The organism is Streptosporangium sp. NPDC050855 (assembly GCF_044456585.1).
Taxonomy (GTDB): domain Bacteria; phylum Actinomycetota; class Actinomycetes; order Streptosporangiales; family Streptosporangiaceae; genus Streptosporangium; species Streptosporangium longisporum.
The window spans coordinates 174104-200787 of sequence record NZ_JBITFY010000010.1; the positions used below are offsets into that span (position 1 = coordinate 174104).

Consider the following 26684-nt stretch of genomic DNA (forward strand, 5'->3'; position numbering starts at 1 on the left):
GCGAGCGGCCCCGCTCGTCCTCCTCGCGGAGGGCGGCGGGGCGCTCTTCGTGCTGCGGGGTCAGCTGGTGCGGTACTCCACCCATGCCCGCCCGGCTGCCGCGGCCTGGGCCCGGGACTCCCGGATCCCGGCAGGGCCATTGCGGGCGACGAACTCGCGGAACAGAGACCACACGGCAGCCAAAGCGGTCACCGCGTCGGCGGGTGCGCCCTTCCAGGCAGGTACCCGCTCGGCCAACTGCTCCGCTTGCTCGGGTGTGTGGCCGGCCAGGATGAATCGGGGCACTGCCAGGGCGGTCTCTACCCAGGCGGCGCCTTGGCAGGCGAGCCCCCAGTCGATGACCCGCACCCTGGCCGGGCAGGCGAGGATGTTGCCCTCGTGGAGGTCGGCGTGCAGCAGCGTGGATCCGGTGAGCGCGTCCAGGTCGAGGAGTCCGTGGGCGTGGCGGTAGGCGTCTGCCGCTAGCAGGTCGGAAGGCGGGTCGGCGAGTAGTGCGTCAGCGCGACGGGTCAGGAACTGCACGTTGTCGATGACGGACGGCACTTGGGCGCCCGGGTTCGGGGTGAGCGTTTCGCCGAGCACCTGGACGAGCTCCAGGACGCTGTGGAGGTCCGGGGAGCCGGGGCTGAGGTCGACTTCTCGCGCGTCGTTGACGTGCTCGGTCAGGAGGATGATCCAGTCGGCGGTGTGCCCGCTCCACAGGAGTCGCGGAGCGGGCACAGCCTCGGGTAGTGCGGCGCCGACGAGGCGCTCACGCTGGTAGAGCGGCGCAGACGGCGATGAGTCGGGCAGGGCTTTGACGAACACCCGCCCGGTCGTCGTGTCCAGCCGTGCGGCGAGTCCCGCGGTGAGGCCGCCCGGCAGTGAGGTCACGTCCAGGATGGGCCCGCACTCGGCCGTGATCGCTGCACGCACCTCGGCGGGGAGGTCGTCCCATCGGTACTCGGTCATGTTCTGCACGTTACGCCGCCTCTACCAGGTAGGTGGCCTATTTGTTGCTGTCGGTGCAGCCCTGGTGGCACTGGCTGCACTTGCCGGTGCCGCTGCCCTCACACGCCGCGGCGTGCCCCCACAGGCTGGAGACGACCGGCAGGCCGAGCTCGCGCATGACGGCGACGGTGTCAGCCGCCGTACACCCGCCGCTGTCGGCGCCTTCCTCGTCGGTGGGGGCGTGGTGGATGATCCGGCCGGCGTTCTGCTGGCAGAACTCGGCGTACTCCCGGGTGTAGAGGATGAAGGTGTGCCAGCCGATGTCGACGGTCTCGGACGGCGCGAGCCGGGCTCCCGGGCGGGCGGCGCAGGCGGCGAGGAACGCGAGCGCCTGCTCCATGATGACGTCGGCCTGGTGAGCGTGGGCGGGGTGGTCGGCGCGGATCCGCTTGGTCAGCCGGTCGAACAGGGCGGGGCTGATGAGGGTGCGGGGGGTGGTGGCGGGCCGGTCGAGGATGACGGTCATTGGGGGTCCTCCTAGTCGGTGGTGCCGGGTGGTTTGCTCCTTTCACAGTGGCTGCCGGGGGGTGCGTGGTCATTGCGGGTGGGGGTCAATGACCCGCACATCACTTCACGGTGAGTGGCGATTCAGTTACGGTTCACTTGTCGGCGTTCGTGAACCGCGGAGGCGGCCTCATGGGGCAGATCACCAGATCAAGGCGTGCACAGATCCGACGCGAGGCGACCGCCCTGCGCATGCGCGGGCAGCGGAACGGATGGCCGGCGGAGCGGATCGTCACCGCCATTCGCACCACCTGCCCAGAGGTGCTGCCGCTGGAGGCGTGGCGGCTGGCGCTGGGGTGGTCCCGCGCTCGGACCGTCGCCAAGGTTGGCGAGCTCTACCTCGCTGACGGGCTGCAACCGACCGCCTTGTCGGAGGCGATGTTGTGCCGGTATGAGCACGGGCAGGACCGGCCGGGCCCGGAGTACACGGTGATGTTCGCCCGCGCCTACGGGGCCCACCCGGATCAGCTCGGGCTGCACGCTCATGTGCAACGGTGCTGCGCGGCTTCTCCGACACCATTGACTGTCGTCGTTACCGTGGGTGAAGACGAGAGTAGCGACGAAAGGGAAGACCCCATGCAGCGACGCACACTGATCAAGGCCGTGGGACTGTCCGTCCCGCTGCACCTGCTGTTGAACCTCGAAGACGCCCTCGCGGCCCCCGCCGAAGTAGGACGCACTGCGAGCCTCGCCGAGATCCAACAACGACTACGGACCGCGCGCAGCCAATTCGACGTCTCCGCACTCACACCCCTGCTGGGCGGCTTCCCGGCCATGCTCGCCGCCGCCCTCGACACCGCCGAACGAGCCGACACCCCAGCCGGGTGGGCGATGCTGGCTGGCTGCTACAACCTGGCGACCGACACCCTGAACAAGGTCGGCAGGAAAGAGACCGCGCGAATCACCGCCGACCGGGGAGTGCTGTACGCGCAACGGTCCATGGACCCTGTGGCGATGGCGGCGTCGGCCCGAGCGATGGGGATGATGCTGCGCACCAGCGGGCGCCACGCCGCGGCGACGAAGGTGGTCGAGCGGGCCGCCGACACCCTGGACGTCATGGGGCTGCGCACCGCCTCCCAGATGGGCATGTACCTGCGGCTGATGTGCACCTCCGCCTACACCAAGAGCCAGGCCGGCGACGAGGAGGAAGCGTTTGCGCGACTCGCCGAGGCCGAACGTGTCGCCGCTCGCCTGGCTGCTCTGACGGGTAAGCCCGAGGCTGGGCCGTTCACAAGGATGTACAGGATGAACATCCATTACTCCCTCGGGGACCCCAAGGCGGCGCTGGGCGTGGGCCAGGAGCTACGGCCGGATATGTACCCGACGCCGGAGCGGCAAGGGCGCTTGCACACTGACCTGGCGCGGGCTTGGTGGCTGGATGGCCGGGCGGAGGAGACGGTGTCCGCGCTTCGGGCGGCGCTCGCGGTGGCGCCGAGCGAGGTGCGTGACCGGCCCAAGATCCGGGAGATCGCTGATGCTCTCACGGCGAAGCACCCGCGTGTGACGGGCGTCCGGGAGCTCGCGACCGCGCTTGCTTGAACCTAACGGCGGGGTCCCGGCTCCCCTCGCCGGAGCCGGGACCAACGATCACCCATCGCCCCAGCCGCATCAGGAGTTACCGGCTATACCCGTCCGGTATGACGAAGCCCCCACCCGGGATGGGCGAGGGCTTCTTCCGTATCCCCGCGAGCGCGGGGCCGATTTACGTTCAAGACAAGGCCATGGAGCATCCCCGCGTAGGCGGGGCCAACTCAGCAGTACCCGACCTCACCGGGGCCATCCCCGCAGGTGCGGGGAGCAAATACCCAAAGCTGACCTTGGAGGGTCAACCCCACCGGAGTGGGGAGGCGTTCAGCATGCCCGCCCCAGCGGGGCGCCGCAAGCGGTTCAGGCAGAGTCGAGCGCCTTTTCCAGCAGACGCCGGACCGCCGCCGCACGAGACTCGCCAGCCTGCCGCTCCGCGTCGACCCGCTTGGTCAGCTCATCACCGAGACGAAGGTTGGTGGCTGACCCAACCTCGGGGCGCCCAGGGCCGCGCTCCTCTTCCAGCTCACCCCAGTACTTCTCAACGATCTCGTCGTTGCCGTTCTTGATCAGCCAGTCGCGGGCCGCCTCGTCGGTGAGGAATTCGTAGTATTCGGGTCCGTTGAACTCGTTGGTGAAGTTGTAGTAGCGGACCCATCGGCCGCCCTTGGTGCGGTAGAGGCGCTCGTAGCCGACCTGTCCGCCGCTCATGATGCCGATGTGATTGTTGCCATTCCAGCGGGTGTCTTCGTCGATGTTCTCGACGCAGGTCGCGGGGTCGAACCAGCCCAGAAGCGTCTTGTCCTCGTAGGGGTCGCGGCTGTAGACGTTGACTCTCGCCATGGTGATCTGTCCTTTCAGATGGTGATGGTGATGATCCAGCGGCCCTGGTCGTTCTTGCGGGCCTCGACCTTGCCGGTGGCGGCCCATCGCTGCACGGTTCGCACGGACACTCCCAGCGCCTTGGCCGCTTCCTGGGTGGTGGTTTCGGTGCCTTCCGGCTCCGGCAGCAGCGCGTCGATCTCCGCGAGGCGGGCCAGCAGCTGCTCCCGCTCGGTCAGCAGCGCGTCCACGTCGACCTCGCCGCGCGTCTCGCCGACGATCTCGTAGCTGCCCTCCCGCTCCAGGCTGAGCGTGGCGCGGGGGATGTCGCGGACTTCCACGATGACGTCGTCACCGGCGTTGATCTGCGGGTAGCGCATCGACCCGCCGGTGCTGGGGAGCTTGCCCGCGATGAGGACGACGTTCGCGGCGAGGCGGACGTCGCTGTCACGGCCGGGCCGGGTTGCGATGCGGCGGCCCGCGAACTTGGCGTCGGCCCCGTCGCGGTAGCTGACCTCGTGGTCGGCGAGGCGGACTCGGACGGTGACGAGGTCGCTGTCGTCGGTCGGGGAGCCGTCGGTGCCGTAGACCTCGCGGAGCAGGTCACGGACGCGGTTCTCGTCGCGTGCGTCGAACTGCCACGCCTTGGCCGGGCCGTTCCACCGGCCGCCGATGGTCTTGGCCTTGGAGACGAAGGTGGTGTCGTAGGGGGAGCAGACGCTGGTCTTGCCGTCCTCCGTGGTGACGGTGATGTCGCTCATGCCCACTCCCTCATGCCGCAATTTCCGATACCGTTAATCTAGGGGGCATCGAGGGGATAAGCAATACCGTTTATTTGATTGGTTGGGGTCCCAGCCTGATCTCGCCGTCAGAGCTACTCCGGGCCGCCCCGCGCGATCGCCGCCGCATCCTCCTCGCTCCCACCCGCCGCAACTTCCAGCCGGGCGAGGGCCGCGTCCCGGTCGAGGCGAGTCAAGGCGGCGGTGAGGGCGCTCAGCTCAGGATCCATGGCTCATGCTCACCCGGCTGGCTGATCGTCCGCAGCCGGTTCGGGGTGGCCGCCCCCGCTGAGGCGGCCACCCTGGGGAGGAGACGCCGGTCCGGCCAGCCGCACGCCGGCAGGACCTCGCCCAGTAAGACGCTCGCGGGGGTTGGCTGGTTGCCTGAACGCGAATCGGTCTCGGACATGACAACGCCCCCACCCCGAAGGGGCAGGGGCGTCCACCAACTCCGCTACTTCATGACCTCGCCGAGAGCCGCTTCGAACGCCCCGGCCTGCGATGGCGTCAACTCCTTCGACACCCGCAACAGCACCGACCCTGCTACGTAGTCGTACTCGCCAAGCATGGGCATCTTCTCGCCGATGCCCTGAATGTAGGCGGCCCGCTGCTCCGCCTGGTCGGCTTCTTCGAAGACCTCGACGCTGCCGCCGAGCCCCACGTCGCCTTTCTTGCCTCCCGGCACCTTGGCGGCGTCGATGCGCTGGTCGACGAACGACGCCTTGGAGGTGTAGCCGTTCGGCCGGCCGAGCTGCTTGTTGGGGTCGGTGCTGTCGGTGTACGTCACGCTGAGGGTGACGGGGAGCCCTTGCTGTGTGAGTGCCTTGATGACGCCGGCGGCGTCGAGGTCAGTGGTGGGGCTGCTGCACGCGGCGAGGGTGAGGAGTAGCGCGGCAGTGGCGGCAAGGGGGAGGCGCACTGAGTGATCCTTCGGTGTGAGAGCGGGGTGTCCTATGGGACGGCTAAAGGTGAATCTTGGATTGCGGCTTCGAACGTTGTTCTGTTGGGGCTCTAGGTGTAGCGGTGCCTCTGTGAGTTGAATTAACGGGGATTGCCGTGCAATTTGCAGGACAAGGCGAGCTGAATGGGGTTCGGTAGGCGTTCAGCTTCAAGATCGTTACGACCCCTACATAATCCTCGTTATGACCCGGTCCACGTCAGGACCTTCGCAACTCGTACTGAAGGGTCATTTTCGATTCGCTTCGGCGCGTGAAGATAAATCTCGGTCGTTGCGGCAGAAGCGTGACCAAGAGCATCTTGGATCTCACGAACGGACGCACCGCTCTCTTCGGCCACCGTGGCGAAAGTATGGCGAAGAGTGTGTGGAGTGACTCTTTCCGGCATGAACAGCCCAGCTTGCCGCGCGATCCGGGAAACAAGATCCACAATGCCACCGGTACGCATCGGCCTACCGCCAGCCGTCAAAAACAGCGGACCCGGAGCATCACCCCGCTCGGCGAGATACGCGTCCAGAAGCTGACCCGCTTCCGCCGGCAGACGCCGCGTCCGGATCTTCTCGCCCTTACCGACGATCCGAACCGTCCGCATGCCCCGCTCATAACCAAGCGAGCCCAACTCCAGCGCGACGACCTCAGCCACCCGAGGACCAACCGAGATCATCAGCCCGATGATCGCCGCCGTCCTCAAACGCTGCCGATGCGGATCCCGGATCGCGGCCCGCACCATCGCCGCCGCCTCCGACCCCGTCAACCCAACCGTCTTCGACTCCTTACGGTTCGTCTCCGGCCGATTCGCCCCGCCGAACTCGTTCGCCTTGATGGCCCGCCGGCGAACGAGGTAGGTGTACCAGGACGACACCGCGGCGAGTTTTCGAGCCGCCGACCGAGCAGACAGCCCGCGCACCTGGAGCGAACGGGCGTACACGTCCCCATGGCCGACGTCGACCGTCAGCGGGTCCAGGTCGAACTGGTTACAGAAGGCGAGCCACTCTCTCAGGTCTCGGCCATACGCGGCGCCCGTGTGCGGTGACCGCTGCCTACTCAGCCACGCCCACACCAGTTCTTGGATCGACGGCTGAAGGAGCGCCATCTCGGCGCGGAGATGCTCCTTCCACAGCGGCTCCTTGGCTTGACCCGACGAGGCGAGAGCGGAGTCGACGATGTGACCAACAAGGACCGTCACGCCGCGACCTCGTAGTTCTCGTCCTGCCCCGCGAGCCGCCGGCGTTCCCGCTCCGACAGCCCGCCCCAGATGCCGAACCGCTCCCCATGCTCCAACGCGTACTCCAAGCACTGCGTCCGGACCTCGCACGCGCGGCACACTCGCTTGGGCTCCTCGGTCGAGCCTCCCGTCTCGGGGAAGAACGCCTCAGGGTCGGTCTCCGCGCATAGGGCGAAGTCCTGCCAGTTCAGGTTGGGCTCGTCGTCGTACTGGCGGGGCGGCCAGATTCGCGGGGTCATGAGGTGATCTCCTCTCCGGTGATCCACCGGCCGTTGTGCGGCATCGTGCGTCCCTGGGCGATGAGGGCGTACACCGCGGCGTAGGTGTCGCCGAGCTGATGGGGTGCTGCGCTCAGGCGGAGCGCGGCGGCGCTGAGGCGCGGGCGGAGTTCTCCGAGGATGTCGAGGGCTGTGGTGCAGTCCACGGCGATTCGCCGCCAGCGCGCTTTGACGTCGTCGGCGTCAGCGTTGACAGCCCGGGTTCGGGCTACGGCTCGCCTATTCGCCGCGACGGTGCGGAGCTTGATGTAGGCATCCCAACGGGCAGCTACGTCATCGAGGAGATCGAGGATCGCGCAGACGAGTTCACGATCGTTGCCCCAAGGATCCCCGCCGGCCGCCATGGGGTGCGCTCCGAGGATCAAGGTCGCGGAGATCACCCGGCGGAAGGATTGCGAGTCAAGGCCCGTCGCTCGGCAGCGGCCGACGATCGCAGCTGCTTCAACGCCGAGCCCTGAGGTGTCGGCAAGGACCTCGGCTCGGGCAGTCCAGTCACCCACGGCTGGCCCCGTCGCTGTCACGATCGGTGACTGAACCGACGTCGGGCATCGAATTGTTTATTGTCCCAGGAGAGTCCCCTATACGAGGGGCGGGGGAGGGGCTGGGGACAATTCCCGGAAGGGGTTGCCTGGGACAATTAATGTCACTCTTTGTGGTCATCGGGGTCTTCCTCCAGGGCGTCGACGGCTTCCTCTTCGATGAGCTCGATCGCCCGCTCATGGTCGTCTTCGACATCGACGAGCACCGCGGGGACGCCCTCGCTGGTCTCCTCATGCGGGGGCTCCTGGGGGGCAGGGGCGAGGTGCCAGCGGGCGCCGCGGCCCTTCCCGCGTAGCTCCGCGATGCCTTCGAAGCGGAGCGCGTCCAAGCACCGCCAGGCACCGCTCTTCGACACCCCGCGTTCTTGGCCGAGTTCGGTCTCCAACGCGGCTTCGGCCTGGCGGACCGTTGTCCCGTCTGGCTGTGCGAGAAGCCGCAGCAGCGTCCTGCGGACCTCTGGGCTCATCTGCGTTTGCTCGGCGGCTTGGCGGCGGCGCTCGATCGCCGCGGCCCGCATCTCGCCGGCGGACAGGGAGGGGTTGGCCGTGATGGTCGGTAGGGCGTTGAGGGTGGCTCTGGCTGCGGCGCGTTGCTCAGCAGCGCGATCGGATGGGGCGTGCTCAACAGGCACAGGCATGGAGGTCTCCGCGGAGGGGGGAGGAGAGACGGGGCGCTGCAGGGTGTACGAGAAGGAGGCGCCGGTGAGCGCGGTGAGCTTGTCGCCGAGGAACTCCACCAGGCCAGGCTCCAACGGAGAGGGCTCCCGGTCCTTCACGAGGCGGTCAATGTCAGGCAGCTCCTTCAGGAACCAAGACCGTCCCGCGGACCAGTGACCGGCGAGGTCGGTGGCCAGAGCCACGCCAGGATTGCCTTCGCCGTACGTCATCATGTTCGGCATCGTCAAGCCGATGTCGCCAAGCACATGACGGATCTCTCCCTCGCCGGAAGCTTTGAGAAGCACCGCCTGGTCGAACATGCGCTTGATGTTGCCGTTGCCGAGGTGCCCGACCGTTCCCCGTTGACCAGCGACGACGGCCGCGATGCCTTCGCTTCCACCCTTGGACATGAGGTAGCCAAACTCGCGGCGGATGGCCATGCCGAGATTGTCAGACTGGGCCAGGAGTTCATCAACCTCGTCGACGAATACCGGGATGAGCGGTTGGCCTTGGCGAGGAGTCAATGTGGCATCATCGCCGTCTTGTGCCGCCCGCCAGTCGATGATCAGGTGAACGAGCTCCAGGATCCGCAACGCCTTGACCCGCTCGTTGGGGCCACAGGCAGACAGCCCCAAAGCCGGGGCCCAGCGGCGCATCTCCTTAGCCTTGGACACGTTGATGCCGATGCTGAACACGTTGTCGGCGGCGGTGGCGCGCTCCATCAGGTTGGAGACCACGACGGTTTTGCCGCCGCGGGTGATGGCCACCACCAGGACTCGCTTGGCGCCGTCCTCGTCCCACAAGGGGACCCGCAAAGGGCGAGCGGTCTCAGGGTCCATGCCGATGATGCTGGGCTCGCGGGCGTCCGCGATGTTGGGGAGCGGGATTTCCGGAGCGGGGTCGAGCAATGGGTGAGGCAGAGGGTCGGCCCAGGGGTTCTTGTAGCGGATGCTGACGCTCAACCGGCCAGCGATCTCACCTACACGAACCTTCACTCTGCTCGGGCGAAGGTTCTCCTGCTCAGCGATGCGCTCTTCGAGGTCTCGGGTGGCCAGGGCGGAGGCGCGTTTGCCAGTGCCGCGGGTGTCGAGGAAGTACTGCTCGCCGAGGCGGGTCTCTTCCCAGCTCAGCAGGTGGGATCCGGACAGGCCGTAGCCGGGTGCTTTGCGGTACCACTCATCGCGGGCGTTCTCCCACGCGAGAGCGTCAAGGACCTCGGGGTCTTTGCGGTAGGCCCAGTAGGCGAGACCGTAGGCGGCTGCGCCGAGCCACCCCATGAGTCCGTGCGGGCCTGCGGTGATGCCCCACTCGACGGCGGCGGTCACCCAGCTGCCGGCGGCGGCCGTCGCGGCGGCGCTGCGGATGGGTTCGCCCGGGTCGCCAGGCCGGTTCATTGCCCTGGTGTACATGCCGATGCTGGCCAGCACGGTGATGGGGATGCCGTAGGCGGCGGGTAGATCTAGGGCGTGAGCGGCTGCGGCGAGACCTGCGGTGGTGGGGGCGAGTAGGTGAGGGCCGCGGCGGAGATGGTCAGCCTGCACCCAGCCGATCGCGCGGCCCAGCAGCCGCCCGCGCGGTGCGGCCGGGGCGTCAGCGGTCTCGTAGTCGGTGTCGGTGACCATGGGGCAGCAGTCCTTTCGCGGGGAGGTTGAGCGGGGGTTAGGAGTCGGCTCCGCCGCCGGTCATGAAGCGGCCGTTGTAAGGGAGCACCACTCCGGAGGCGACAAGCTCCTGAACCTCGGCGTACACCGTCAGGAAGGTCCTCAGCGCCTCGCTCATGCGGGCGGCACCCTCCGCAGCGTGCTCGCTGTAGGCGGTAATCCCTGTGACGGACGTCGGGTCAAGGCCGACGACGGTGACGCAGGTCTCCCGGACGGTGTCAGCTGCGTCGGCATAGCCGAGGACACCGGCCGTTTCGCCTTTCATCCAGTCGATGAGCTCGACATCGTCAGCAGGTTGAAACTCCGCGACGCGGCCGATCAGCGCAGCCCAGTCCCCGGGAATGGCGATCGACGAGGTAACCGCCGGTGCAGCGGTCTCATGGTCGGTGGCGGTCATCGGAACTCCTGGTGAGGCTTGGGGTGGAACGTTGACGGGGGCGGGTTCGAGGCGAGGGCTCGTATCCTCTGCCGGGGGTGCCGGGGGAGGTTCTGGTTTGGGCTTGAGCCGGTCAGTGAACGACGACAGATTCGGCCGACGGAACCGCATTGCCCAGCCCTTCCGCGGTTCTGCGGAGGCTCGGCGCTGCTTCCACCGATCGACGATCGTCTCGGGCGGGCGGGCCGCCACCCGCTGCTCCCAGCGAGGAGCAGCACGGTCAGCGAGCCGGTCCAGGCTGCGGCTTACCGCGATGCCGAGTTCCGCGCTGGCCCTTCCGCGCTCGGGCTTGCCTCGAATCACCGAAGCGGCAGCCCGGCCGGCAAGTTCAGCGGTGGCGCCCTTCACGTCGCCGCTCTTCACTGGGGGAGCGCCAGTGTTGTTGTACATGGTGACCAGCCACGACCGCGGTGCGCCGGACTTCTTACGCCCCGCTCTATCGGGGCGGGATCGCTTCACCGCGGCCGTGGCCACGCCACCCACTGCGACGATCGCAAGCACCTCGACAGGCGTCACGACTGCTCCCCGCGGAGGTTAACGTGCCGAGCCGGATCAGGGGCGGCATCGACGGCGAACGCTCCTCCCGCGGGCGCGTCCTGGGGCTCCTCGGAGTCGTCGCCCTCAGGGGCAGTCCTGGAGTTGTGGAGTTCCAGGTAGGCGAACGCCGCTGACACGGCTGCAGCGGTGACGACTACGGCCAGGCTGACGAGCCAAGCGGGCCGGCCACTCACTGCCGTGATGACGAGCGTTGCAGCAGTGAGAAGAAGCGTGGTCTTCCAAGTGGGGCGCCAGTCCCACCAGCGGGCGAGGTGATCGCGGAGCATCAGCCGAACACCGCCGACCACACCGAGGCGAGGCTCATGTTGTCGAACGTGCGGGCGCCGGCGCATACCCCGCCGAGAAGGAAACCGAACCCACCGAGAATGACGAGCTCGTACCAGCGGGTGACCTTGGTCCACAGGAGGACGACCACGGCTCCAGCGAGGGCGGTGAACAGCAGCAGCATTACGGATCTCCGATCAGTAGAGAGGGGCGGGTCAGGTCAGGTCGGGTTCGTTGCGGCGGTTGCCGCCGTTGAGGGATCGGCCGCACGGGCAGATGTAATCCATCAGCGGGTTGGCGATCGTGGAGGTCCTGCTGCAGGCAGCGCAGGTCACTTGTCCGTTGTCGTGGTAGGTGTCGCCCTTGTCGGTGAACATGACGGTCTCCAGTCAGCAGTCGGTGTTGGGGCGGCCGTCGTTGATGTCGTCTCCGTTGCGGTCGCGACTCAGGTCTGGCTCGGGCGGGGTGGTCGAGGTGGTGTCGGCCGGCGCGCACGTCGGCTCCGGCGGGGCCTGAGAGGTCTGCGGCTTCGGCGGCGCCTGCTCCTCGACGACAGCCGAGTTCGGTGTCGCCGGCCGGTCTGCGGGCGTCCCGCATCCGGGCAGGGCCAGAGCAGCGAGCAGGAGCATGGCGGCATAGCGGGATCGAGACATGACGGTCTCCAGAGATGAGGTAGGGGAGAGCTAGGAGGCGGGGCTGGGCGCGGAGTCGTCGCCCTGGGAGGCAGCGATCTCGGCGAGTTTGGCCTGCCCCTTGGTGACCTTGTCCTCGCACCACGTACGGCTACGTCCGCGGCAGTGCTGCTGCAGGTCCTGCCAACGCGTGATGTTGTGCTCGACGACGAGATCAATCGCACGCTTCTCTGCGGCGCGATATGTGGCGCGACTAGGCCTTTTGCGGGTCTTGGGCTGCTCTTCGTTTTGCTCTTCGCGTTGCCTTTCGCCTTCGTTCTGAGAGGCAGGGGGCGAAGCAGGGGAGGCGAAGGCGAAGCTGTGGCCGTTGATGCCTTCGGTCACAGCGAGTCGGCTGCTCTTGCGCCCGGTGGAGCTGTAAGCCAGGGGGGCAAGTCGAGAGGCAGAGGTAGGGGCTGGCCCTGAGATCTCGCCCAGGGTGGGCCGTGTGATCTCTACGCTGCCTTTGACGATGCTCTTCACGGGCAGGCTGGGAGCAGAGACCGCGGCAAGCGCAGGATCAACCTCAGAGCCGATCAGTGAGGCAAGTGCGGCCCGCGCCTGGATCGCTGTTGTGTAGTCCAGGTCCGCGAGCTGGTCAGCCTGAGCGAAGATCTGCACTCGGCGCAGGATCTCCTCGGCGCGCGTGCGATCGGTGAAGTTCGCGCGGGAAAGAGCAACCCGGGTGCGCCAGCGGGACAAGCCTCGGGTTACGCGGGTGCCGGTGCGGAGCCGGTACAGCCATGCCGCGGCGACCGCATCTCGTACCCGGATCGTTGCCTCGTCCGCAGTGATGAACGTGTCGGCGGCGAGCTCCAGCAGGACACGGATGCGCTCGATCGGGTGAAGCCACTGGATCGCCGTCAGTCGACGCTCAGGGTTGGATGCCTGGTTGCGGGACTCAGCCTGGGCGAGTTCGAACAGGACGCCGGCGATGATCGGGATGCATGCCCATGCGGCTTTCGCCCCGGGGTTGTCGGGGGCGTGGGTGATGTTGAACCACGACGACAGCGCGACCAGGGCCCATACGGCGAGCCGCGGCGTGAGGGTTGACGCGGCCCGTCCTGCCCGCTTGGTGACGAGGACCATACAGAACGCGGCGGCGCCGTCGAGAGCGAAGAAGATGAGGTACGGCCACGGGCCCTTAAGCCCCATGTTGTCCTCAGCGAAGCCAATGAGCCCCTGCATGGAGATGCCAGCGGCAACGGCCCAGAAGAAGTACAGGAGGCCGTACAGGGTCACGCTGGTGAAGGTCTTCTTCGCTGCGGCTTTGCGTTCGTCGGTGGCGCTCGCGGTGGCCAGCCGGCCAAGAGCACGCAGCCCGCGGACACCGTAGATGGCGGCAGTGATGCCCGCGCCGAGCGCGAAAGCACCACCGAGGATCTGCCAGACAAACGGCGGAACCTCAGACAAAAGATCAACGGGGCTACCGCTGACCAGCACAGCAGCACTATTGTGCGGCATTGGGTCCTCTCAGACTTGCCCTTAGCAGTGGGGTCTGGTGGATCAAGTCGTCCCGGGTCGGTGTTGGTAGCACCGGCCTGGGGCGCGTTGGGGTTATTCAGTTGGGTCTTGCTCGCGGCTCTGTGTCTTCTTGAGTCGCTTCGATACCGCTTGCTGTTTCACTCGGGCGAGCTTCGCGATGTCCTCTTGTTTCCACTCTCGTCGGCCTGCCTCGTCGATCAGCTTGCCTCGCAGTACGCGGGCGGCTTCGCCGGCTTCGACGCGTTCAGCGGCTTCCCGGAGTTGATCGGCGAGCATCTGGTCGCTGACTCCCTCCAGATCGTCCGTCACTGCCTTTGTCTATCAGCTCTTGAAGATCAATACAACCTGGTTGTGAAATCTGGTAGCGGCATGTGGCCCACCGGACACAGAGAAGCGCCCCGCTCCGTGATGGAGTGGGGCGCCTTGTCGCTTTCGGCTCCTAGCTAGAGCCCATGTAGGTGAAGAGATTTTCCTCTAGGAGCGTCACCATCTGTGCAGGGAGCATTCCCATGAAGTCTTGGATGTCGGTCTTAGCGAGCGGCTGAACAGCTACCACGCGCGCCCACCCCTTCCTGGGCAGGTTGGCTACCGAGGCGCCGAGCAGCAGACAGAACTCCGTCTTCGACGTTGTTGAGGTTGAGATAGGGATGACCAGCGCAGTTGGCCAGTTGTCGTCACCGTTGGTGCCATCGCCGCTGACAACGATGATGGGGCGCTTGGGCTTGATCTCACGCTTGTCTTCAGGGGGCAGTCTCAAGGAACCATCGGAGACCCAGTAGACGCCACCCTTGCGGATGGGGGGCGTCACCGGTCGCCTAGCACCTTCTCGTTGGCTCGACGGATCGACTCGGCGCTGAGAGCGAGCTCGGCCAGCAAGTGCTCACCCACGTCGGGGTCGCGCTGCTGGATCGGGCGGGAAGCTCTCCTGGCCTTGGCTCGCACCAGCATCGCCTGGAACTGCTTGCGGCGCCGTGCCCGGCTAAGGTCCAACAGCACGCCACGCTCGCCGCCGGCCTGCGCCTCAATCATGGGAGGCGTGTCGTAGGACAGCTGCTTGAGGGCTGTTGCGGACTTGCAGCCATGCTCGCGAACGACTTCACGAACGATGTCCATCAGCGGAGAAGGCAACGGGTCGTCGATCTCGATCGTGAGGGTCAGCGCGCATTGGCCGTCGTTGGCCCGGTTGTCGACGCGATCGATGATGTCGCTGGTAGCGAGGTCCATCTCAGCATTGATGATTGCCCGGTCGTAGGGACCGTAGTTGTCCCATCGCCAGGTCGCGCCGCTGAACTGTACGCCGCCGTCTTCCACGGCCTGCAGGTCGATCAGGTAGAGCAGTTTCGCCAGCTTGGTTTTGTTGATCTCGCATCTCTGTTCGCGGGCAGCCTTGAGGACTGCCAGCACGGATGCAACCAAGGGGTCGGAGGGCTCGGACGGCATGTCCATGATCCCTCCTTGCTTTTCAGCTCGTCTCATCACGCTACCTTCAGGGGGTCGGTATGGCCACTATCGCCCCCGATAGGCCAGCTTAACTATTGAGTTTTGCCTGGTCAGAGGCACTGCTGTTTGCCTACTTTTTCATACTTCATTGTTGCCGGTTGGGTGAATGTGCATCCTCGGACCAGCTGTTGGACGCGTGCAGGCCAGCTGTGGTTGTCGCGTCCTGCGATGAGGCTGAAGTTTTGGACGCGAGAAGGCCCCGTCGCCCGGTGAGGTGGACGACGGGGCCCCGGTGTACCCGGCAGGGCCGCAGTGGGGTAGCCCCTCCCGGCCGGGAGTCGGAGACGCCTAGTAAGGCGACGCAAGAGGACTGACGGGCCTGTGGTCGGCCGGATGGCATACGACCCTCAGATCCCCGTACAGGGCCAGCACCTCCGGCACAGGGAGGCAGCGCCCCCTGACGTTGGTGGCCGATAGGCCCATGTCCGGGTCGCCGTGTACCCACCACATGTGTCCGGTCCTCTCTGAGAGGACGACGTCGCCAGGCTGGGGTGTGGTCACGGGGTCTCCTCGGGGACGGGCGGGAGCTGAACGGTCAGGAGGGATGGGCGCTCAAGGAGGAAGTCGACGAGGTCGTCCGCGGCCCGGCGCCGTGAGGCGAGGAACGCCTCCAGGTCCTGCTGGGCGGCGAGTGCTTCAGCGAGCGAGGTCGCCGACTCCGCGGTGTTCTCACTCACCGTGCCTCCTGGATCGTCTGAATCGTTGTGGTGGGTGTCTGGCCCCTGCGCATCCGGTCGCAGGGGCCAGACGAGCCCAGGGGGGAAGCGCCGCGCCGTCCCTCCGGGCTGAATGTGGGTGGCCTCCGCCAGGACGAGAAACGGCGGAGGCCACCGCCCGACCAGCCGCCGGGCTTACCGACCTTCGCCCAAGTTCGGTGGGCGGAGGTCGGGCCGAACCAGCAGAGAGGAGGACTCTCCCGCTGGTCCGACGTCTTGGGTGGTGGCCCCGCCCTCGCACCCCTCCGACGCGAGAACGGGAACCACCTCTCACGTGCCCCTATGCGACACGTGAGGTTCTCGGCCCTAGGCTGGCCGAGCTGTGCCCCGACCGCCGCACACCTACGGGCAGCGGCAGCCGGGAGATCATGGGGAAGGGGTGTGCATCCCGCCTTCTACGCACTGGCTGAAGTTGCGGCGATCCAGCCACAGAATTCCGTAGGCGGTGGCGCACTTACCGATCACAGAACTGCACTTCGAGCAACGAGGCAGGTCGCCCGCTCGGGAGGGAACCGGCGCCAGAGGGGGCGAGGTGTCGGTCATGCGTCAGCTTCAGTGAGCGCCTCGTCCAATGCTTCGGGGGTATCCCTGCTCAGGGTCTGCAGGGTGGGCTTGCTTCCGGGGGCAAGAACGAGCCGGTACTTGTGCATCGCCCACCAACCCTGGCCAAGTTGCCAGATCCACCAGTCGGGGTGGCGCGTACGCACGCTGTTCGGTGTCAGTTCTGCTGTTACGGTCATCGCACCTACACTCCGTGTAGTTGGGTGCCTCTATGTTTACGCGCCAGACGCAAAGTTGCAAGACCCAAAGTAAGAAGACTCAAATGTCTGTTTTTCCGATACGCTCGGCCTTCTCTCCTCCAGGAGGCGCTCATGACCTACAGCCCAACCGTGAGACGCCGGCGACTATCCGCCGCACTGCTCCGCGCCCGTGAAGCAACCGGCCTGACCGCAGATGCTGCAGCCAAGCAACTCGGCTGGCCTGCATCCAAGGTCACGAGGATCGAGCGCAACGAATGGCGCCGCCCAACCGTCAGTGACGTCACCGACATGCTCGACGTGTACGGCGTCACCGACGAGGACATCCGCAAGGTCTTGACCACCCTCGCCCGCCAAGCCCGCGAACGCGGATGGTGGGAGGGGGAGCACAAAGTCGAGCTCGGCGGAAGCCTCGTCGAGTTCGAAACCGAAGCCTGGAAGATCCTCGTCTTCCAAGCACTGCTCATCCCTGGCCTGCTACAAACAGCCGAGTACGCGCGAGCGGTGTTCAAGGGCGGCAGGGTTCTTGACGAGGCGGCGATCGACCGGCACGTGCAGGCGCGACTTGCCCGTCAGCGGGTACTGGAGCGCGACCAGCCGCCGAGCCTGTGGGCTGTGATCGACGAAGCCGCGCTCGTCAAGCATGTCGGCGGACCTGCTGTCATGCGGGATCAGCTGAAGCGCCTGGTTGAGATGGCGACTCGGCCGAACATCGACATCCAGGTCCTGCCGAACGCGGTGGGAGCTCACGCGTCGATGACGGGGTCATTCACAATCCTCTCCTATGCGACACCTGATGACCCCGACCTGGTGTACATAGAGGTTGGCTCCCGAGGGGACCTATACATCGAGTCCCCCGAGGAGGTGAACCGCTATACGCACAAGTACGATCACGTGCGCGCGAGCGCGATCTCAGCAGACGCCTCAGTCGTCTACCTGCAAGACATGATCAGAGAACTCGACAAACAACTCACATAAGGCGAGGATCCGTGGACCATACCCAGTCCCAAGAACTCACCGCCCAGCCTGTAGACGCCGTATGGCGCAAGTCCAGCCTGTCCGGCGGTGACAGCGGTGGCGACTGCGTTGAAGTCGCCACCAACCTGCCCAAAAGGGTCGCTGTCCGTGACAGCAAGGACCCTGACGGGCCCGCGCTCTTCTTCGCGCCGGCTGCATGGGCTGCCTTCGTCGGAGGCGTGAAGGGCGACATGTTCGACTAGCTCGCGTAGAAGTAGGACGGGCCCCGGCCGTGCTCGCCGGGGCCCGTTCGTGTTCCATACCCGAACATGAGTTTAGATCGATAGGGCGCGTTAAGCGCATTATCAGGACGGATCGGCATAGAAATCTGTGGACCTAGGTCTACAGATTTAGGCGTCTTGTGGTCGCCCTAAATTCGCGGTCGTGAAGATCGATCTAGGGAGCTTCGAGCCGCGCCACCGGCAGCTAGCGCGCATGCTCCGCGCCCAGATCGAGGGCGGCGAGTACCGGGCCGGCCAGCGTCTCCCCAGCGAGGAGCGGCTGCAGCAGATGTCCGGCCTCGGCCGCACCACCGTGAGAAGAGCTCTTGGCGTGCTGCGCAGCGAAGGGCTCGTGCGGACCGTGACGGGGTCGGGGACGTATGTCCGCGGCAACCAGGAGGTCACGATGCTCGAAGTAGGACACGGCACCGTCATCAGCACTCGGGTGCCGACGGAGGAAGAGCGCCGCACGCTGGGGCTCGACGAGGGAGTGCCCGTTTTCGTTATTCAGCGGCCGGGGGAGGGGCCGGAATTGTTGCGCGGGGATACAAATCGCTTGGTTGTTGGCTAAGGCACACCTAAGTGGTGCATCATCCAGGTGTGAGGGAGTGGAGGTTCGGCCACTCCCCTGCAGAGGTGGGGCCCCGGCAGTGAGCCGGCCGGGGTCCCACCCCCCACCGCACCACCGTTTCATCGCGCTCCGTGGGAGTGGAGCAGTGATGGTGCGGTTGCTTTCCCTCGCCGGGCCCGCAGGTGGCACTGGTATCGGATCGTAGTTTCCATCATGCGCATTGTCACCACCCTGTGGGGCAATTGGGACTCCAGGTTCCTTGGCAGTGCTCCCACCTGCGAACATGTCGCAGTGATCGGGTCAATCCGAGACCATGCCTAACGAGCAATGTCGAAGGACAACGTCGAGATGACGGTCTCCGGGGTGGCGACGTTCACGCTGAACACCGACTGCAGGACGCTCCAGACCTTCCACGAGAAGATCGGCCTGAAGTTCGGCGCCCACCACGAGGACGGGGAGTCCGCCGGCTGGCGGCGGATGCTCAACATCTACCTGCGGGTGCCGCTGGACCGCGCCATGGACGCCGCCTCGCAGGAGTTCGAGTGGCGGGGACTGTTCAACGACCCCAAGGTGAAGCAGTCGTGGGAGGCGCGGGTGGGCGAACTCGCCCGGGAGTTCATCAAGGAGACCTCCGGTGGCGACTACTTCTGCAACCAGAACTACGCGGGCAGCGGGCAGTGCGGGGACATCTCCCTGACCATCCAGAAGCCCGAGCCGCCGGACGTGCTGGTCGACGCCCTGGCCTCCGAGCAGGCGGCCAAGGCCGAGAACGTCGCGCAGACCCAGCGCAACGCCAAGGTCCGCACCGAGATCGAGTCGATCAAGGACCTGGTCAAGGTCCTGGGCCCGCAGGGGGCCGTGCTCTGGCAGGCCATCCAGAAGGGCCAGGTCAGCGTGGTCCCGGTGCCGCAGGGCAGCAACCTCAACATCACCCCGCCGCAGGGACGCTAGGGACCGCACCGGGAGCCGTCAGGGGCCGTCGGGGACCGTCGGGGACACGAGGGCACCGGCTCCGCGCGGGGAGATCGAGGACCCGGTCTCCCGCGCCTCAGCCGGTCCCGCCGTCATCGGAGGAGCCGGGGGAGCCGGGGGAGGCGGCGGGACCGGCGGGGCCCAGCTCCGCGCCGAACTCGGCGGCCATCGCGCGCATGTCCCCGGCGAGGCCCTCCAGGTCGAGGACGGAGATCCGTTCGGCGGGCCCGGACACCGACAGCGCGGCGACCGTCCGCGATCCGTCCCGCACGCCCACCGCCAGGCAGTGCACGCCGAGCTCCTCCTCGCCCAGGTCCATCGCGTACCCGCACGCCCGCACGCGCTTCAGCTCCGCGAGCATCCCGGGCAGGTCGGTGATCGTGTTCTCGGTCCGGCGGGGCATGCCGGTCCGCTCGACGAGCGACGCCACCTCGGCGTCGGGCCGGTCGGCCATCAGCGCCTTGCCCACCGCGGTGCTGTGCGGCAGCACCCTCCTGCCGACCTCGGCGAACATCCGCAGCCTCCTCGGCGAGGGCACCTGGGCGACGTAGACCACGAAGTCGCCCTCCATCACCGCCAGGTTGGCCGTCTCGCCCGACAGCTCGACCAGCTTCGCCAGGTACGGCTGCGCCCACACCGCGACCATGCGCTCGGCCACCCCGCCGAGCCGGACCAGCGCCCCGCCCAGGGCGTAGCGGCGGTCCGACTCCTGGCGCACGTACCCCCGGGCCAGCAGCGTGCGCAACAACCGGTGGATCGTCCCGTACGGCAGGCCGGTCCTGGCCGCGATCTCCGAGAGCCCGGCCTCCCCGCCCCGCTCGGCCAGCGCCTCCAGCACGTCCAGGGCCCGATCGACCGACTGCACCGCGCTCACGGCACCCCCGCGAGCCCGCGCAGGGAGGCGTCGAGCACCTGGGCGGTGTGCGCCGTCGGGACGGGGGCGGCCCCCCGGCGGCGGATCGCCGAGGCGATCTGCATGGTACAGCCGGGATTGGCCGAGACCAGCAGGTCGGCGCCGGTCTCCAGCACCCGCCCGGCCTTGCGGTCGCCCAGCTCCTCTGCGGTCTCCGGCCGGAAGATGTTGTACGTCCCGGCCGACCCGCAGCAGATCGCCGACTCGGCGATCTCCCTCAGCTCCAGGCCGGGGATGCCCGCCAGCAGGGCGCGCGGCTGGGACCGTACCCCCTGGGCGTGGGCCAGGTGGCAGGCGTCGTGGTAGGCCACGGTGAGCCGGAGCGGATGCCGCTCGGCCACCGGCCCGAGCTCGGCCAGGTACTCGGCCAGGTCCACGGTCCTGATCGCCCGCGCCCGATCGGCCCACGCGTCGCCGCCCGGCCCGGCCGCCTCCTGGAGGATCTCGGCGTAGCCCTTCATCATCGATCCGCAACCGGCGGCGTTGACCACGATCGTGTCGACGCCGGCCCGCTCGAAGGCGGCGATCGTGCGCCTGGCCAGCCGCAGCGCCTGCCCGTCCCGCCCCGAGTGCAGCGACAGCGCCCCGCAGCACCCCTGGGAGCGGGGGATCACCACCTCGCAGCCCTCCATCGCGAGCACCCGCGCGGTGGCCGCGTTGACCTGCGGGAAGAACTCTCCCTGTACGCACCCGGTGAGCATGCCGACCGTGGCCCTGCGCCGTCCCCGCGCCGCGACCCTGGACGGCAGCCGTACCCGGGAGGCGGGCGGGGGAGCCAGCTCGGCCATGGCCGCCAGCGACGGGTTGATCCTCCGGAGCCTGGGGGCCGCGGCGCGGCGCAGCCCGGCACTGAGCCGCAGCGGCAGCCGCATCGCCCGCAGCCGCCGCGGATAGGGGAAGAGCCCGAACACCAGCGCCCGCAGTGCCCGGTCGTCCGGCTCGCGCACGTGCGTCCGCTCCACCTCGGCCCTGGTCTGCTCGATCAGCCGGTCGTAGCGGACCCCGGACGGGCAGGCCGGCACGCACGCCATGCAGCCCAGGCACGCGTCGAAGTGCCCGGCCATCTCCGGCGTCAGCGGTGTGCCCTCCACGTGCTGTCTCATCAGGTGGATCCGGCCGCGCGGGGAGTCCATCTCCTCGCCCCACAGGACGTACGTCGGGCACGAGGGCAGGCAGAACCCGCAGTGCACGCAGTCGTTGATGAGCTCCGGGTCCATCAGATCCCTCCCACGAACCGGCCGGGGGACATCCTCCGGCCGGGGTCGAACCGTTCCTTGACCCTGCGCATCAGCGGCAGCGCGCCCGAGGGACCCCACCGGTCGACCCCCCGGGCGATCTCCGGCGGCGCGGCCAGCACGGTGAGCCCGCCGCCGAGCCGCCCCAGGTCCTCGCGCACGCCCGTGACGAACCCGGCGAACTCCGCCTCGCCCGTCTCCGGGGGGAGGGCGGCCTGCAGGACCGCCGAGGCCACCGAGCCGCGCACGCTCACCGGCAGCCCGCGCGAGGCGACCGCGTGCAGCGCCGGATAGGCGGCCGCGGGCGGCACCCGCAGCTCGACGAGCACCTCCTCGCCCGGCGGCTCCGCCCACCAGGCCGGGACGTCGGAGGTGACCCAGGCGCTCCCGTACGCCTCCATCGACGCGCGCAGCGCCTCGGCGCGGGCACCGGCGGCGACCCCCTCGACCAGCGCGCAGACGACCGGCCCGCCACCGGCGTCACCACCGGCGTCCGGCCAGTCCAGCTCGATCGCGCTCGGCTCGGCCTGCGAGGCCGCGAGCTCGGCCACCAGCGCGGGCAGCGCGGCGGCGGGCGGGGCGACACCGGCCCAGCGCCGGTCCGCCGGGAGCGGATGGAGGCGGAAGACCGCCTCGGTGATGACGCCGAGCGTGCCGTAGGAGCCGGTGAAGAGCTTGCCGAGGTCGTAGCCGGCGACGTTCTTGACGACGGTGCCGCCCGAGACGGCGACCGTGCCGTCGGCGAGCACGACGGTGACGCCGATCAGCAGGTCGCGGGCGGTGCCGTGGCGGAACCTGCGAGGACCGGCGTCCGCGGTGGCGAGCGTGCCGCCCACCGTCCCGCCGACGACGCCGTCGCGCCGGACGCCGTCCAGGGCCAGTTCCTGCCCGGCGCGCGAGAGCGCGGTGGCCAGCGCGTCCAGCGACAGCCCCGCGCCGGTCCGGGCCACCAGGTCGCCGAAGGAGTGCGCGACGCCGGACCCGTCGCCGAGCAGCAGGCAGCAGGTGTCGAGCAGCAGGTCGCAGCGTTCCGGGGGAGCGCCCCGGTCGAGCCGGGTGCCCTCACCCGCCGGTACCACGGCCAGGTCGTGCGCGGCCGAGACGCGCATCAGCGCGGCGACCTCGGCGGTGCTCTCCGGCAGGGCCACCCAGCGCGGCCGTACGCCGCCCACCGCGTCGTCCGGGCCCGCCCTCCTGATCGTCACGCCCGTCGCCTCCAGCGCGTCCAGCGCGTCCGGCGCCTCCGAGGTCTCCGGGGTCTCCGGGGCGTGCGGGGCCTCCGGGGACGTCCCCGCGGGTGTCCTTCGCGGTGATCCCATCAGAACTGCTCCGCCCGTCCGGACTCCACCAGCGGGTGCACGCCCTTGCGGACCCCGGGGACCTCGCCGCAGAGCCGGGGGGTCGGGAAGATCTTGCCCGGGTTCGACAGGCCGCGCGGGTCGAAGGCGCAGCGCACCCGCTGCATGGTGTCGAGGTCGTCCTCCGAGAACATCTTCGTCATGTACCGGGCCTTGTCCACGCCGACGCCGTGCTCGCCGGTGATGGAACCGCCGTGCTCGATGCACAGGTCGAGGATCCGCCCCGAGACGGCCTCGGCCCGCTCGGCCGCGCCGGGCTCGGCGTCGTCGAAGAGCACCAGCGGGTGCAGGTTGCCGTCACCGGCGTGGAAGACGTTCGCCACCCGGATGCCGTACTCGGCCGAGAGGGCGTCGATACCGGCCAGCACGCCGGGCAGCGCGGTGCGGGGGACGACGCCGTCCTGCACGATGTAGGCGGGGCTGATCCGGCCCACCGCGGCGAACGCCGACTTGCGGCCCCGCCAGATCGCGGCCCGTTCCACCGCGTCCCCGGCCACCCGCAGCTCGAACGCGCCGCTGTCCCGGCAGATCCGCACGACCTCGGCGAACTGGTGGGCGACCTCCTCGGCGGGACCGTCCAGCTCCACGATGAGCACCGCACCGGCGCCCTCGGGGTAGGCGCACGCCACGGCCGCCTCGGCGGCCTCGACGGCGAGCGCGTCCATCATCTCGATCGCGGCCGGTACGATGCCGCCGCCGATGATCGCCGACACCGCCCGCCCGCCCCCCTCGATGTCGCTGAACGCCGCGAGCAGCGTCGTGACGGCCTCCGGGAGGCGGCTCAGCCGCACCACGACCTTGGTCGCGATGCCGAGGGTGCCCTCGGAGCCGACGAACGCGCCCAGCAGGTCGTAGCCGGGGTCGGCGTCGGAGAGCTCGACGAGGTCGCCGTCGGGGGTGACGATCTCCAGGCCGATCACGTGGTTGACGGTGAAGCCGTACTTCAGGCAGTGCGCGCCCCCGGAGTTCTCCGCCACGTTCCCGCCGATCGTGCAGACCTGCTGGCTGGAGGGGTCGGGCGCGTAGTAGCGGCCCAGGTCGCGGACCGCCTCGGTGATCGCCAGGTTGGTGACCCCCGGCTCCACCGTGGCCCGTCGGTTCGGCAGGTCGACGGAGAGGATCCGCCGCATCTTCGAGGTCACGACCAGCACCCCGTCGGCCCGGGGCAGCGCCCCGCCCGACAGGCCGGTCCCGGCGCCCCTGGCCACGAACGGCAGGCCGTACTCGTTGCAGATCCGCACCACGGCGGCCACCTGCTCGGCGCTGCCGGGCAGCACCACGACGCCCGGGGTGACCCGGTGATGGGTCAGCCCGTCGCACTCGTAGGTGCGCAGCCGCACCGGGTCGGTGATCACCGAAGTGGTGCCGAGGAGCTCGGTGAACCTGCGGACCGGCTCGTCCAGGGCCGCCGGGGTCATGGGCCGCGCCGTCGGTGTCGCTGGCGTCGCTGGCGTCGCTGGCGTCGCTGGCGTCGCGGGTGTCGCGGGTGTCGTCGGCATCGTCTCTCCTCCGGCATGGGGCGGGACCCGGGAGCGGGACCGTCGCGGTCGCCGCCCGGTCCCCACCGGACGACCGGGGCGCTCATCCCCGTCTCGAATTCTCGCGCGGCGCGTGCGCGCCCGCACTCCGGCCGGGCTCCCCGAGCTCCGCGGGCTCCGCGAGCTCCGCGAGCTCCGCGGGCTCCCCGGGCTCGGAGGGGGCCCGCTGCAGGGACCGGCAGTCGGCCGACGGCGCGCTCCGCCCGGCGCCGCGGGGGGAGCGGCCCAGGCGCAGGTGCAGCCGGCCCTTGATCATCGTGATGAGGACGCCCCTGGCCCAGCCCTCCTCCGCGGTCCTGCGGGCGTAGAACTCCCGCGTCGACCGGGTGTCCAGCATGTCGAGCAGGACGATGTGGTGACCCCACGGGATCGGCCGCCCGGTCCTGGGCACCGAGTCCGGCCAGGCCGCCGCGAAGGCCCTCATGTAGAGCAGGTTGGTCCGCGAGTACCCCATGGCCTCCGGGAACGCGGCGCGCAGGTCGGCCGAGAGGCGGGGCGCGATCCGCCTGCCCCACTCCTCGTCCGGCTGCCGGTCGAGGAGGTGGCGCCCGATCCGCCAGTACTGCCGGATCAGCTCCGCGTCGGTGGTGAGCAGCGCCACCCGCCCCCGGCTGCCGGCGATCTCGCGCTTGACGGCGTCGAGCAACGCTCCGTAGTCGCCGCGGTCCGTTTCCTCGCCGTTCCTGTCATCGGTCATGCACGCAAAGTATCCACTGGTCCGGGGTGCCGCACCCGTGGTCACCGGTCGCCCGGAGTGAGGAATCCCGCCCCGGGGATGAGGATTCCTCACCGTCGGATCGGTCATGTCACGGCATACGCGCATAAGCAGGGAGGGTGAGGAACTCGGCGAACTCGTCGTCGAGCGCGACCTCCTTGAACAGGGCGGTGGCCTGGCCGTAGCGGACCTCGTCGTAGCCGGGCTCGGCCGCGATCCCGGCGAGCTCCTCGTCGATGATCCGCTCCACCAGCTCCCTGGTCACCACGGCCCCGGTGTCGGACAGCTCGATGCCGTTGTGGATCCACTGCCAGATCTGGGAGCGGGAGATCTCGGCGGTGGCGGCGTCCTCCATAAGGTTGTGGATCGCCACCGCGCCCAGCCCGCCCATCCAGGCGGCCAGGTAGCGCAGCGCCACGTCCACGTTGTTGCGCAGCCCGGCCTCGGTGATGTCGCCGGGGGTCTTGGAGACCGCGAGCAGGTCGGCGGCGGAGACGCTGACGTCCTCGCGCAGCCGGTCGAGCTGGTTGGGCCGGTCCCCCAGGACCGCGTCGAACACGTCGCGGCAGACGGGCACCAGGTCGGGGTGGGCCACCCAGGAGCCGTCGAAGCCGTCGCCGGACTCGCGGGTCTTGTCCGCGGTGACCTTCTCCAGCGCGACCCGGTTGACCTCGGGGTCGCGGCGCGAGGGGATGAAGGCGGCCATCCCGCCGATGGCGTGGGCGCCGCGCCGGTGACAGGTGCTGACCAGCAGCTCGGTGTAGGCGCGCATGAACGGGGCGGTCATCGTCACCGCGTTCCGCTCGGGCAGCAGGAACTCCCGGCCGCGGGTGCGGAACTTCTTGATCACGCTGAACAGGTAGTCCCAGCGGCCCGCGTTCAGGCCCGCGGAGTGGTCGCGCAGCTCGTAGAGGATCTCCTCCATCTCGAACGCGGCCGGGTAGGTCTCGATGAGCACCGTCGCCCGGATGGTGCCCTGGGGGATGCCCAGCAGGTCCTGCGCGCGGACGAAGACGTCGTTCCAGAGACGGGCCTCCAGGTGCGACTCGATCTTGGGCAGGTAGAAGTAGGGACCCTTGCCCTTGGCCATCTGCCGCTGCGCCGAGTGGAAGAAGTAGAGGCCGAAGTCGACCAGGGAGGCCGACAGCGGGGCGCCGTCCAGGGTGAGGTGCTTCTCGTCCAGGTGCCACCCGCGGGGACGGACCACGATGGTGGCCAGCTCGGCGTCCGGCCTGAGGGCGTAGCTCTTCTCCCCGGCGGTGAAGTCGATGGTCCGGTCGAGCGCGTCGCGCAGGTTGAGCTGGCCGCCGATGGTGTTCTCCCAGGTGGGGGAGTTGGCGTCCTCGAAGTCGGCCAGCCAGACCTTGGCGCCGGAGTTCAGCGCGTTGATCGTCATCTTCCGGTCGACCGGACCGGTGATCTCCACGCGGCGGTCCACCAGGCCGGGCGCGGGCGGGGCGACGCGCCACTCGGACTCGCGCACGTGCCGGGTCGAGGGCAGGAAGTCGAGGGTGGCGCCCGCCGAGAGCTCGGCCTGCCTGACCCGGCGGGCCTCGAGCAGCTCCAGCCGCCGGCCGTCGAACTCGCGCTGGAGCGTGGCCAGGAAGGCCAGCGCCTCCGGTGTGAGGATCTCGTCGAAGCGGTCCCGCAGGGGAGCGCCGATCTCAACGCCGTTCATGAACCCTCTTTCCGTGTCTTCCTTATTTTCCACATCGCGGAAAAGCAATTCTGAAACGTGGAAACCAGGGTACGTGACCGCTCGCGAGCCGGTCAAAGGCGGGGGCGGCCTCAGGGCAGAGCCCGGGGATACCCCGATGTTCA

Annotated in this window: 31 protein-coding genes; 5 read left to right on the forward strand and 26 right to left on the reverse strand. The window is 68.6% G+C overall.

The genetic code is table 11. The annotated features are described in order from the left end of the window. Positions 1-60 precede the first annotated feature (60 nt). Both ACIBCT_RS21340 and ACIBCT_RS21345 read right to left on the reverse strand, forming a co-directional pair. Positions 61-951, reverse strand: a complete 891-nt coding sequence (locus ACIBCT_RS21340; protein ID WP_399191008.1) for a phosphotransferase family protein — start codon at positions 949-951, stop codon at positions 61-63. 37 nt (positions 952-988) lie between these two features. Then, the gene (locus tag ACIBCT_RS21345; RefSeq protein ID WP_399191010.1) at positions 989-1456 is read right to left on the reverse strand and encodes a glycine-rich domain-containing protein; all 468 of its coding nucleotides are present in this window, start codon (positions 1454-1456) and stop codon (positions 989-991) included. Between the two features lie 170 nt (positions 1457-1626). Here ACIBCT_RS21345 and ACIBCT_RS21350 point away from each other — a divergent pair, with 170 nt between their 5' ends. After that, positions 1627-3033, forward strand: a complete 1407-nt coding sequence (locus tag ACIBCT_RS21350; protein ID WP_399191012.1) for a helix-turn-helix domain-containing protein — start codon at positions 1627-1629, stop codon at positions 3031-3033. 348 nt (positions 3034-3381) lie between these two features. Here the strand turns inward: ACIBCT_RS21350 and ACIBCT_RS21355 are convergent, their stop codons facing one another. The 18 genes from ACIBCT_RS21355 to ACIBCT_RS21440 all read right to left on the reverse strand — a co-directional run bounded on the left by ACIBCT_RS21355 (position 3382) and on the right by ACIBCT_RS21440 (position 16305). After that, complete coding sequence (locus ACIBCT_RS21355; protein ID WP_399191014.1) at positions 3382-3861, reverse strand: hypothetical protein; 480 nt, start codon at positions 3859-3861, stop codon at positions 3382-3384. A gap of 14 nt (positions 3862-3875) precedes the next feature. Beyond that, positions 3876-4601, reverse strand: coding sequence for a helix-turn-helix domain-containing protein (locus ACIBCT_RS21360; RefSeq protein WP_399191016.1), 726 nt, complete (start codon positions 4599-4601; stop codon positions 3876-3878). 472 nt (positions 4602-5073) lie between these two features. Then, the gene (locus ACIBCT_RS21365) at positions 5074-5538 is read right to left on the reverse strand and encodes a hypothetical protein (protein WP_399191018.1); all 465 of its coding nucleotides are present in this window, start codon (positions 5536-5538) and stop codon (positions 5074-5076) included. Positions 5539-5759: 221 nt separating this feature from the next. Then, a complete protein-coding gene (locus ACIBCT_RS21370; protein ID WP_399191020.1) occupies positions 5760-6761 on the reverse strand; it encodes a tyrosine-type recombinase/integrase in 1002 nt (333 codons plus the stop codon). Then, a complete protein-coding gene (locus ACIBCT_RS21375) occupies positions 6758-7039 on the reverse strand; it encodes a WhiB family transcriptional regulator (RefSeq protein ID WP_399191022.1) in 282 nt (93 codons plus the stop codon). The genes ACIBCT_RS21370 and ACIBCT_RS21375 overlap by 4 nt, the downstream gene beginning before the upstream one ends. Then, on the reverse strand, positions 7036-7578 hold the full coding sequence (locus tag ACIBCT_RS21380; RefSeq protein ID WP_399191024.1) for a hypothetical protein: 543 nt from the start codon (positions 7576-7578) through the stop codon (positions 7036-7038). Before ACIBCT_RS21380 ends, ACIBCT_RS21375 begins: the two co-directional genes overlap by 4 nt. Positions 7579-7721: 143 nt before the next feature. Next, positions 7722-9896 carry a hypothetical protein gene (locus tag ACIBCT_RS21385; protein WP_399191026.1) on the reverse strand — a complete coding sequence of 725 codons (2175 nt, stop codon included), beginning with the start codon at positions 9894-9896 and terminating at the stop codon, positions 7722-7724. A 37-nt stretch (positions 9897-9933) separates the two neighbouring features. Beyond that, the gene (locus ACIBCT_RS21390; RefSeq protein ID WP_399191028.1) at positions 9934-10332 is read right to left on the reverse strand and encodes a hypothetical protein; all 399 of its coding nucleotides are present in this window, start codon (positions 10330-10332) and stop codon (positions 9934-9936) included. A gap of 551 nt (positions 10333-10883) precedes the next feature. Further along, positions 10884-11195 (reverse strand): hypothetical protein, encoded by a 312-nt coding sequence (locus ACIBCT_RS21395; protein WP_399191030.1) that lies wholly within the window; start codon positions 11193-11195, stop codon positions 10884-10886. Further along, positions 11195-11377, reverse strand: coding sequence for a hypothetical protein (locus tag ACIBCT_RS21400; RefSeq protein ID WP_399191032.1), 183 nt, complete (start codon positions 11375-11377; stop codon positions 11195-11197). The genes ACIBCT_RS21395 and ACIBCT_RS21400 overlap by 1 nt, the downstream gene beginning before the upstream one ends. Before the next feature lie 31 nt (positions 11378-11408). Further along, a complete protein-coding gene (locus tag ACIBCT_RS21405) occupies positions 11409-11570 on the reverse strand; it encodes a hypothetical protein (RefSeq protein WP_399191034.1) in 162 nt (53 codons plus the stop codon). A 12-nt stretch (positions 11571-11582) separates the two neighbouring features. After that, on the reverse strand, positions 11583-11822 hold the full coding sequence (locus ACIBCT_RS21410) for a hypothetical protein (protein ID WP_399191036.1): 240 nt from the start codon (positions 11820-11822) through the stop codon (positions 11583-11585). Between the two features lie 54 nt (positions 11823-11876). After that, positions 11877-13307, reverse strand: a complete 1431-nt coding sequence (locus ACIBCT_RS21415; protein ID WP_399191038.1) for a DUF2637 domain-containing protein — start codon at positions 13305-13307, stop codon at positions 11877-11879. Between the two features lie 114 nt (positions 13308-13421). After that, positions 13422-13658, reverse strand: coding sequence for a hypothetical protein (locus ACIBCT_RS21420; RefSeq protein WP_399191040.1), 237 nt, complete (start codon positions 13656-13658; stop codon positions 13422-13424). A gap of 130 nt (positions 13659-13788) precedes the next feature. Next, a complete protein-coding gene (locus ACIBCT_RS21425; RefSeq protein WP_399191042.1) occupies positions 13789-14157 on the reverse strand; it encodes a type II toxin-antitoxin system PemK/MazF family toxin in 369 nt (122 codons plus the stop codon). Then, entirely contained in the window at positions 14154-14795 is a 642-nt protein-coding gene (locus ACIBCT_RS21430) for a hypothetical protein (protein ID WP_399191044.1), read from the reverse strand. Before ACIBCT_RS21430 ends, ACIBCT_RS21425 begins: the two co-directional genes overlap by 4 nt. 551 nt (positions 14796-15346) lie before the next feature. Next, positions 15347-15526 (reverse strand): hypothetical protein, encoded by a 180-nt coding sequence (locus tag ACIBCT_RS21435; protein WP_399191046.1) that lies wholly within the window; start codon positions 15524-15526, stop codon positions 15347-15349. A gap of 578 nt (positions 15527-16104) precedes the next feature. Further along, positions 16105-16305, reverse strand: coding sequence for a hypothetical protein (locus tag ACIBCT_RS21440; protein WP_399191048.1), 201 nt, complete (start codon positions 16303-16305; stop codon positions 16105-16107). 132 nt (positions 16306-16437) lie between these two features. On the opposite strand from ACIBCT_RS21440, the gene ACIBCT_RS21445 reads away from it, so the two are divergent. The 4 genes from ACIBCT_RS21445 (at position 16438) to ACIBCT_RS21460 (ending at position 19083) form a co-directional block, all read left to right on the forward strand. Continuing rightward, complete coding sequence (locus tag ACIBCT_RS21445) at positions 16438-17301, forward strand: helix-turn-helix domain-containing protein (protein WP_399191050.1); 864 nt, start codon at positions 16438-16440, stop codon at positions 17299-17301. Between the two features lie 11 nt (positions 17302-17312). After that, entirely contained in the window at positions 17313-17543 is a 231-nt protein-coding gene (locus tag ACIBCT_RS21450) for a DUF397 domain-containing protein (protein ID WP_399191052.1), read from the forward strand. A gap of 181 nt (positions 17544-17724) precedes the next feature. Beyond that, positions 17725-18132 carry a GntR family transcriptional regulator gene (locus tag ACIBCT_RS21455; protein WP_399191054.1) on the forward strand — a complete coding sequence of 136 codons (408 nt, stop codon included), beginning with the start codon at positions 17725-17727 and terminating at the stop codon, positions 18130-18132. A 327-nt stretch (positions 18133-18459) separates the two neighbouring features. Then, positions 18460-19083, forward strand: a complete 624-nt coding sequence (locus ACIBCT_RS21460) for a hypothetical protein (protein WP_399191056.1) — start codon at positions 18460-18462, stop codon at positions 19081-19083. 97 nt (positions 19084-19180) lie between these two features. Here ACIBCT_RS21460 and ACIBCT_RS21465 read toward each other — a convergent pair whose 3' ends face one another. The 6 genes from ACIBCT_RS21465 to aceB all read right to left on the reverse strand — a co-directional run bounded on the left by ACIBCT_RS21465 (position 19181) and on the right by aceB (position 26541). Continuing rightward, positions 19181-19978, reverse strand: a complete 798-nt coding sequence (locus ACIBCT_RS21465) for an IclR family transcriptional regulator (protein WP_399191058.1) — start codon at positions 19976-19978, stop codon at positions 19181-19183. Continuing rightward, positions 19975-21234 carry a (Fe-S)-binding protein gene (locus ACIBCT_RS21470; protein WP_399191060.1) on the reverse strand — a complete coding sequence of 420 codons (1260 nt, stop codon included), beginning with the start codon at positions 21232-21234 and terminating at the stop codon, positions 19975-19977. Before ACIBCT_RS21470 ends, ACIBCT_RS21465 begins: the two co-directional genes overlap by 4 nt. Next, complete coding sequence (locus tag ACIBCT_RS21475) at positions 21234-22571, reverse strand: FAD-binding oxidoreductase (protein WP_399191062.1); 1338 nt, start codon at positions 22569-22571, stop codon at positions 21234-21236. The genes ACIBCT_RS21470 and ACIBCT_RS21475 overlap by 1 nt, the downstream gene beginning before the upstream one ends. After that, positions 22571-24028, reverse strand: coding sequence for an FAD-linked oxidase C-terminal domain-containing protein (locus tag ACIBCT_RS21480; protein ID WP_399191064.1), 1458 nt, complete (start codon positions 24026-24028; stop codon positions 22571-22573). Before ACIBCT_RS21480 ends, ACIBCT_RS21475 begins: the two co-directional genes overlap by 1 nt. Before the next feature lie 163 nt (positions 24029-24191). Further along, on the reverse strand, positions 24192-24845 hold the full coding sequence (locus ACIBCT_RS21485) for a DUF1016 N-terminal domain-containing protein (RefSeq protein ID WP_399191066.1): 654 nt from the start codon (positions 24843-24845) through the stop codon (positions 24192-24194). Between the two features lie 109 nt (positions 24846-24954). After that, a complete protein-coding gene (gene aceB / locus ACIBCT_RS21490) occupies positions 24955-26541 on the reverse strand; it encodes a malate synthase A (protein ID WP_399191068.1) in 1587 nt (528 codons plus the stop codon). Positions 26542-26684 lie beyond the last annotated feature (143 nt).

Excerpts from the sequence above, each read along its gene's own strand:
- ACIBCT_RS21470 (WP_399191060.1), bottom strand. The coding sequence starts at position 21,234 with ATGGACCCGGAGCTCATCAACGACTGCGTGCACTGCGGGTTCTGCCTG.
- ACIBCT_RS21405 (WP_399191034.1), bottom strand. The coding sequence starts at position 11,570 with ATGTTCACCGACAAGGGCGACACCTACCACGACAACGGACAAGTGACC.
- ACIBCT_RS21345 (WP_399191010.1), bottom strand. The coding sequence starts at position 1,456 with ATGACCGTCATCCTCGACCGGCCCGCCACCACCCCCCGCACCCTCATC.
- ACIBCT_RS21475 (WP_399191062.1), bottom strand. The coding sequence starts at position 22,571 with ATGGGATCACCGCGAAGGACACCCGCGGGGACGTCCCCGGAGGCCCCG.
- ACIBCT_RS21410 (WP_399191036.1), bottom strand. The coding sequence starts at position 11,822 with ATGCTCCTGCTCGCTGCTCTGGCCCTGCCCGGATGCGGGACGCCCGCA.
- ACIBCT_RS21385 (WP_399191026.1), bottom strand. The coding sequence starts at position 9,896 with ATGGTCACCGACACCGACTACGAGACCGCTGACGCCCCGGCCGCACCG.
- ACIBCT_RS21360 (WP_399191016.1), bottom strand. The coding sequence starts at position 4,601 with ATGAGCGACATCACCGTCACCACGGAGGACGGCAAGACCAGCGTCTGC.
- ACIBCT_RS21340 (WP_399191008.1), bottom strand. The coding sequence starts at position 951 with ATGACCGAGTACCGATGGGACGACCTCCCCGCCGAGGTGCGTGCAGCG.
- ACIBCT_RS21430 (WP_399191044.1), bottom strand. The coding sequence starts at position 14,795 with ATGGACATGCCGTCCGAGCCCTCCGACCCCTTGGTTGCATCCGTGCTG.
- ACIBCT_RS21355 (WP_399191014.1), bottom strand. The coding sequence starts at position 3,861 with ATGGCGAGAGTCAACGTCTACAGCCGCGACCCCTACGAGGACAAGACG.
- ACIBCT_RS21400 (WP_399191032.1), bottom strand. The coding sequence starts at position 11,377 with ATGCTGCTGCTGTTCACCGCCCTCGCTGGAGCCGTGGTCGTCCTCCTG.
- ACIBCT_RS21395 (WP_399191030.1), bottom strand. The coding sequence starts at position 11,195 with ATGCTCCGCGATCACCTCGCCCGCTGGTGGGACTGGCGCCCCACTTGG.
- ACIBCT_RS21485 (WP_399191066.1), bottom strand. The coding sequence starts at position 24,845 with ATGACCGATGACAGGAACGGCGAGGAAACGGACCGCGGCGACTACGGA.
- ACIBCT_RS21375 (WP_399191022.1), bottom strand. The coding sequence starts at position 7,039 with ATGACCCCGCGAATCTGGCCGCCCCGCCAGTACGACGACGAGCCCAAC.
- ACIBCT_RS21440 (WP_399191048.1), bottom strand. The coding sequence starts at position 16,305 with ATGACCGTAACAGCAGAACTGACACCGAACAGCGTGCGTACGCGCCAC.
- aceB (WP_399191068.1), bottom strand. The coding sequence starts at position 26,541 with ATGAACGGCGTTGAGATCGGCGCTCCCCTGCGGGACCGCTTCGACGAG.
- ACIBCT_RS21445 (WP_399191050.1), top strand. The coding sequence starts at position 16,438 with ATGACCTACAGCCCAACCGTGAGACGCCGGCGACTATCCGCCGCACTG.
- ACIBCT_RS21480 (WP_399191064.1), bottom strand. The coding sequence starts at position 24,028 with ATGACCCCGGCGGCCCTGGACGAGCCGGTCCGCAGGTTCACCGAGCTC.
- ACIBCT_RS21390 (WP_399191028.1), bottom strand. The coding sequence starts at position 10,332 with ATGACCGCCACCGACCATGAGACCGCTGCACCGGCGGTTACCTCGTCG.
- ACIBCT_RS21460 (WP_399191056.1), top strand. The coding sequence starts at position 18,460 with ATGTCGAAGGACAACGTCGAGATGACGGTCTCCGGGGTGGCGACGTTC.
- ACIBCT_RS21350 (WP_399191012.1), top strand. The coding sequence starts at position 1,627 with ATGGGGCAGATCACCAGATCAAGGCGTGCACAGATCCGACGCGAGGCG.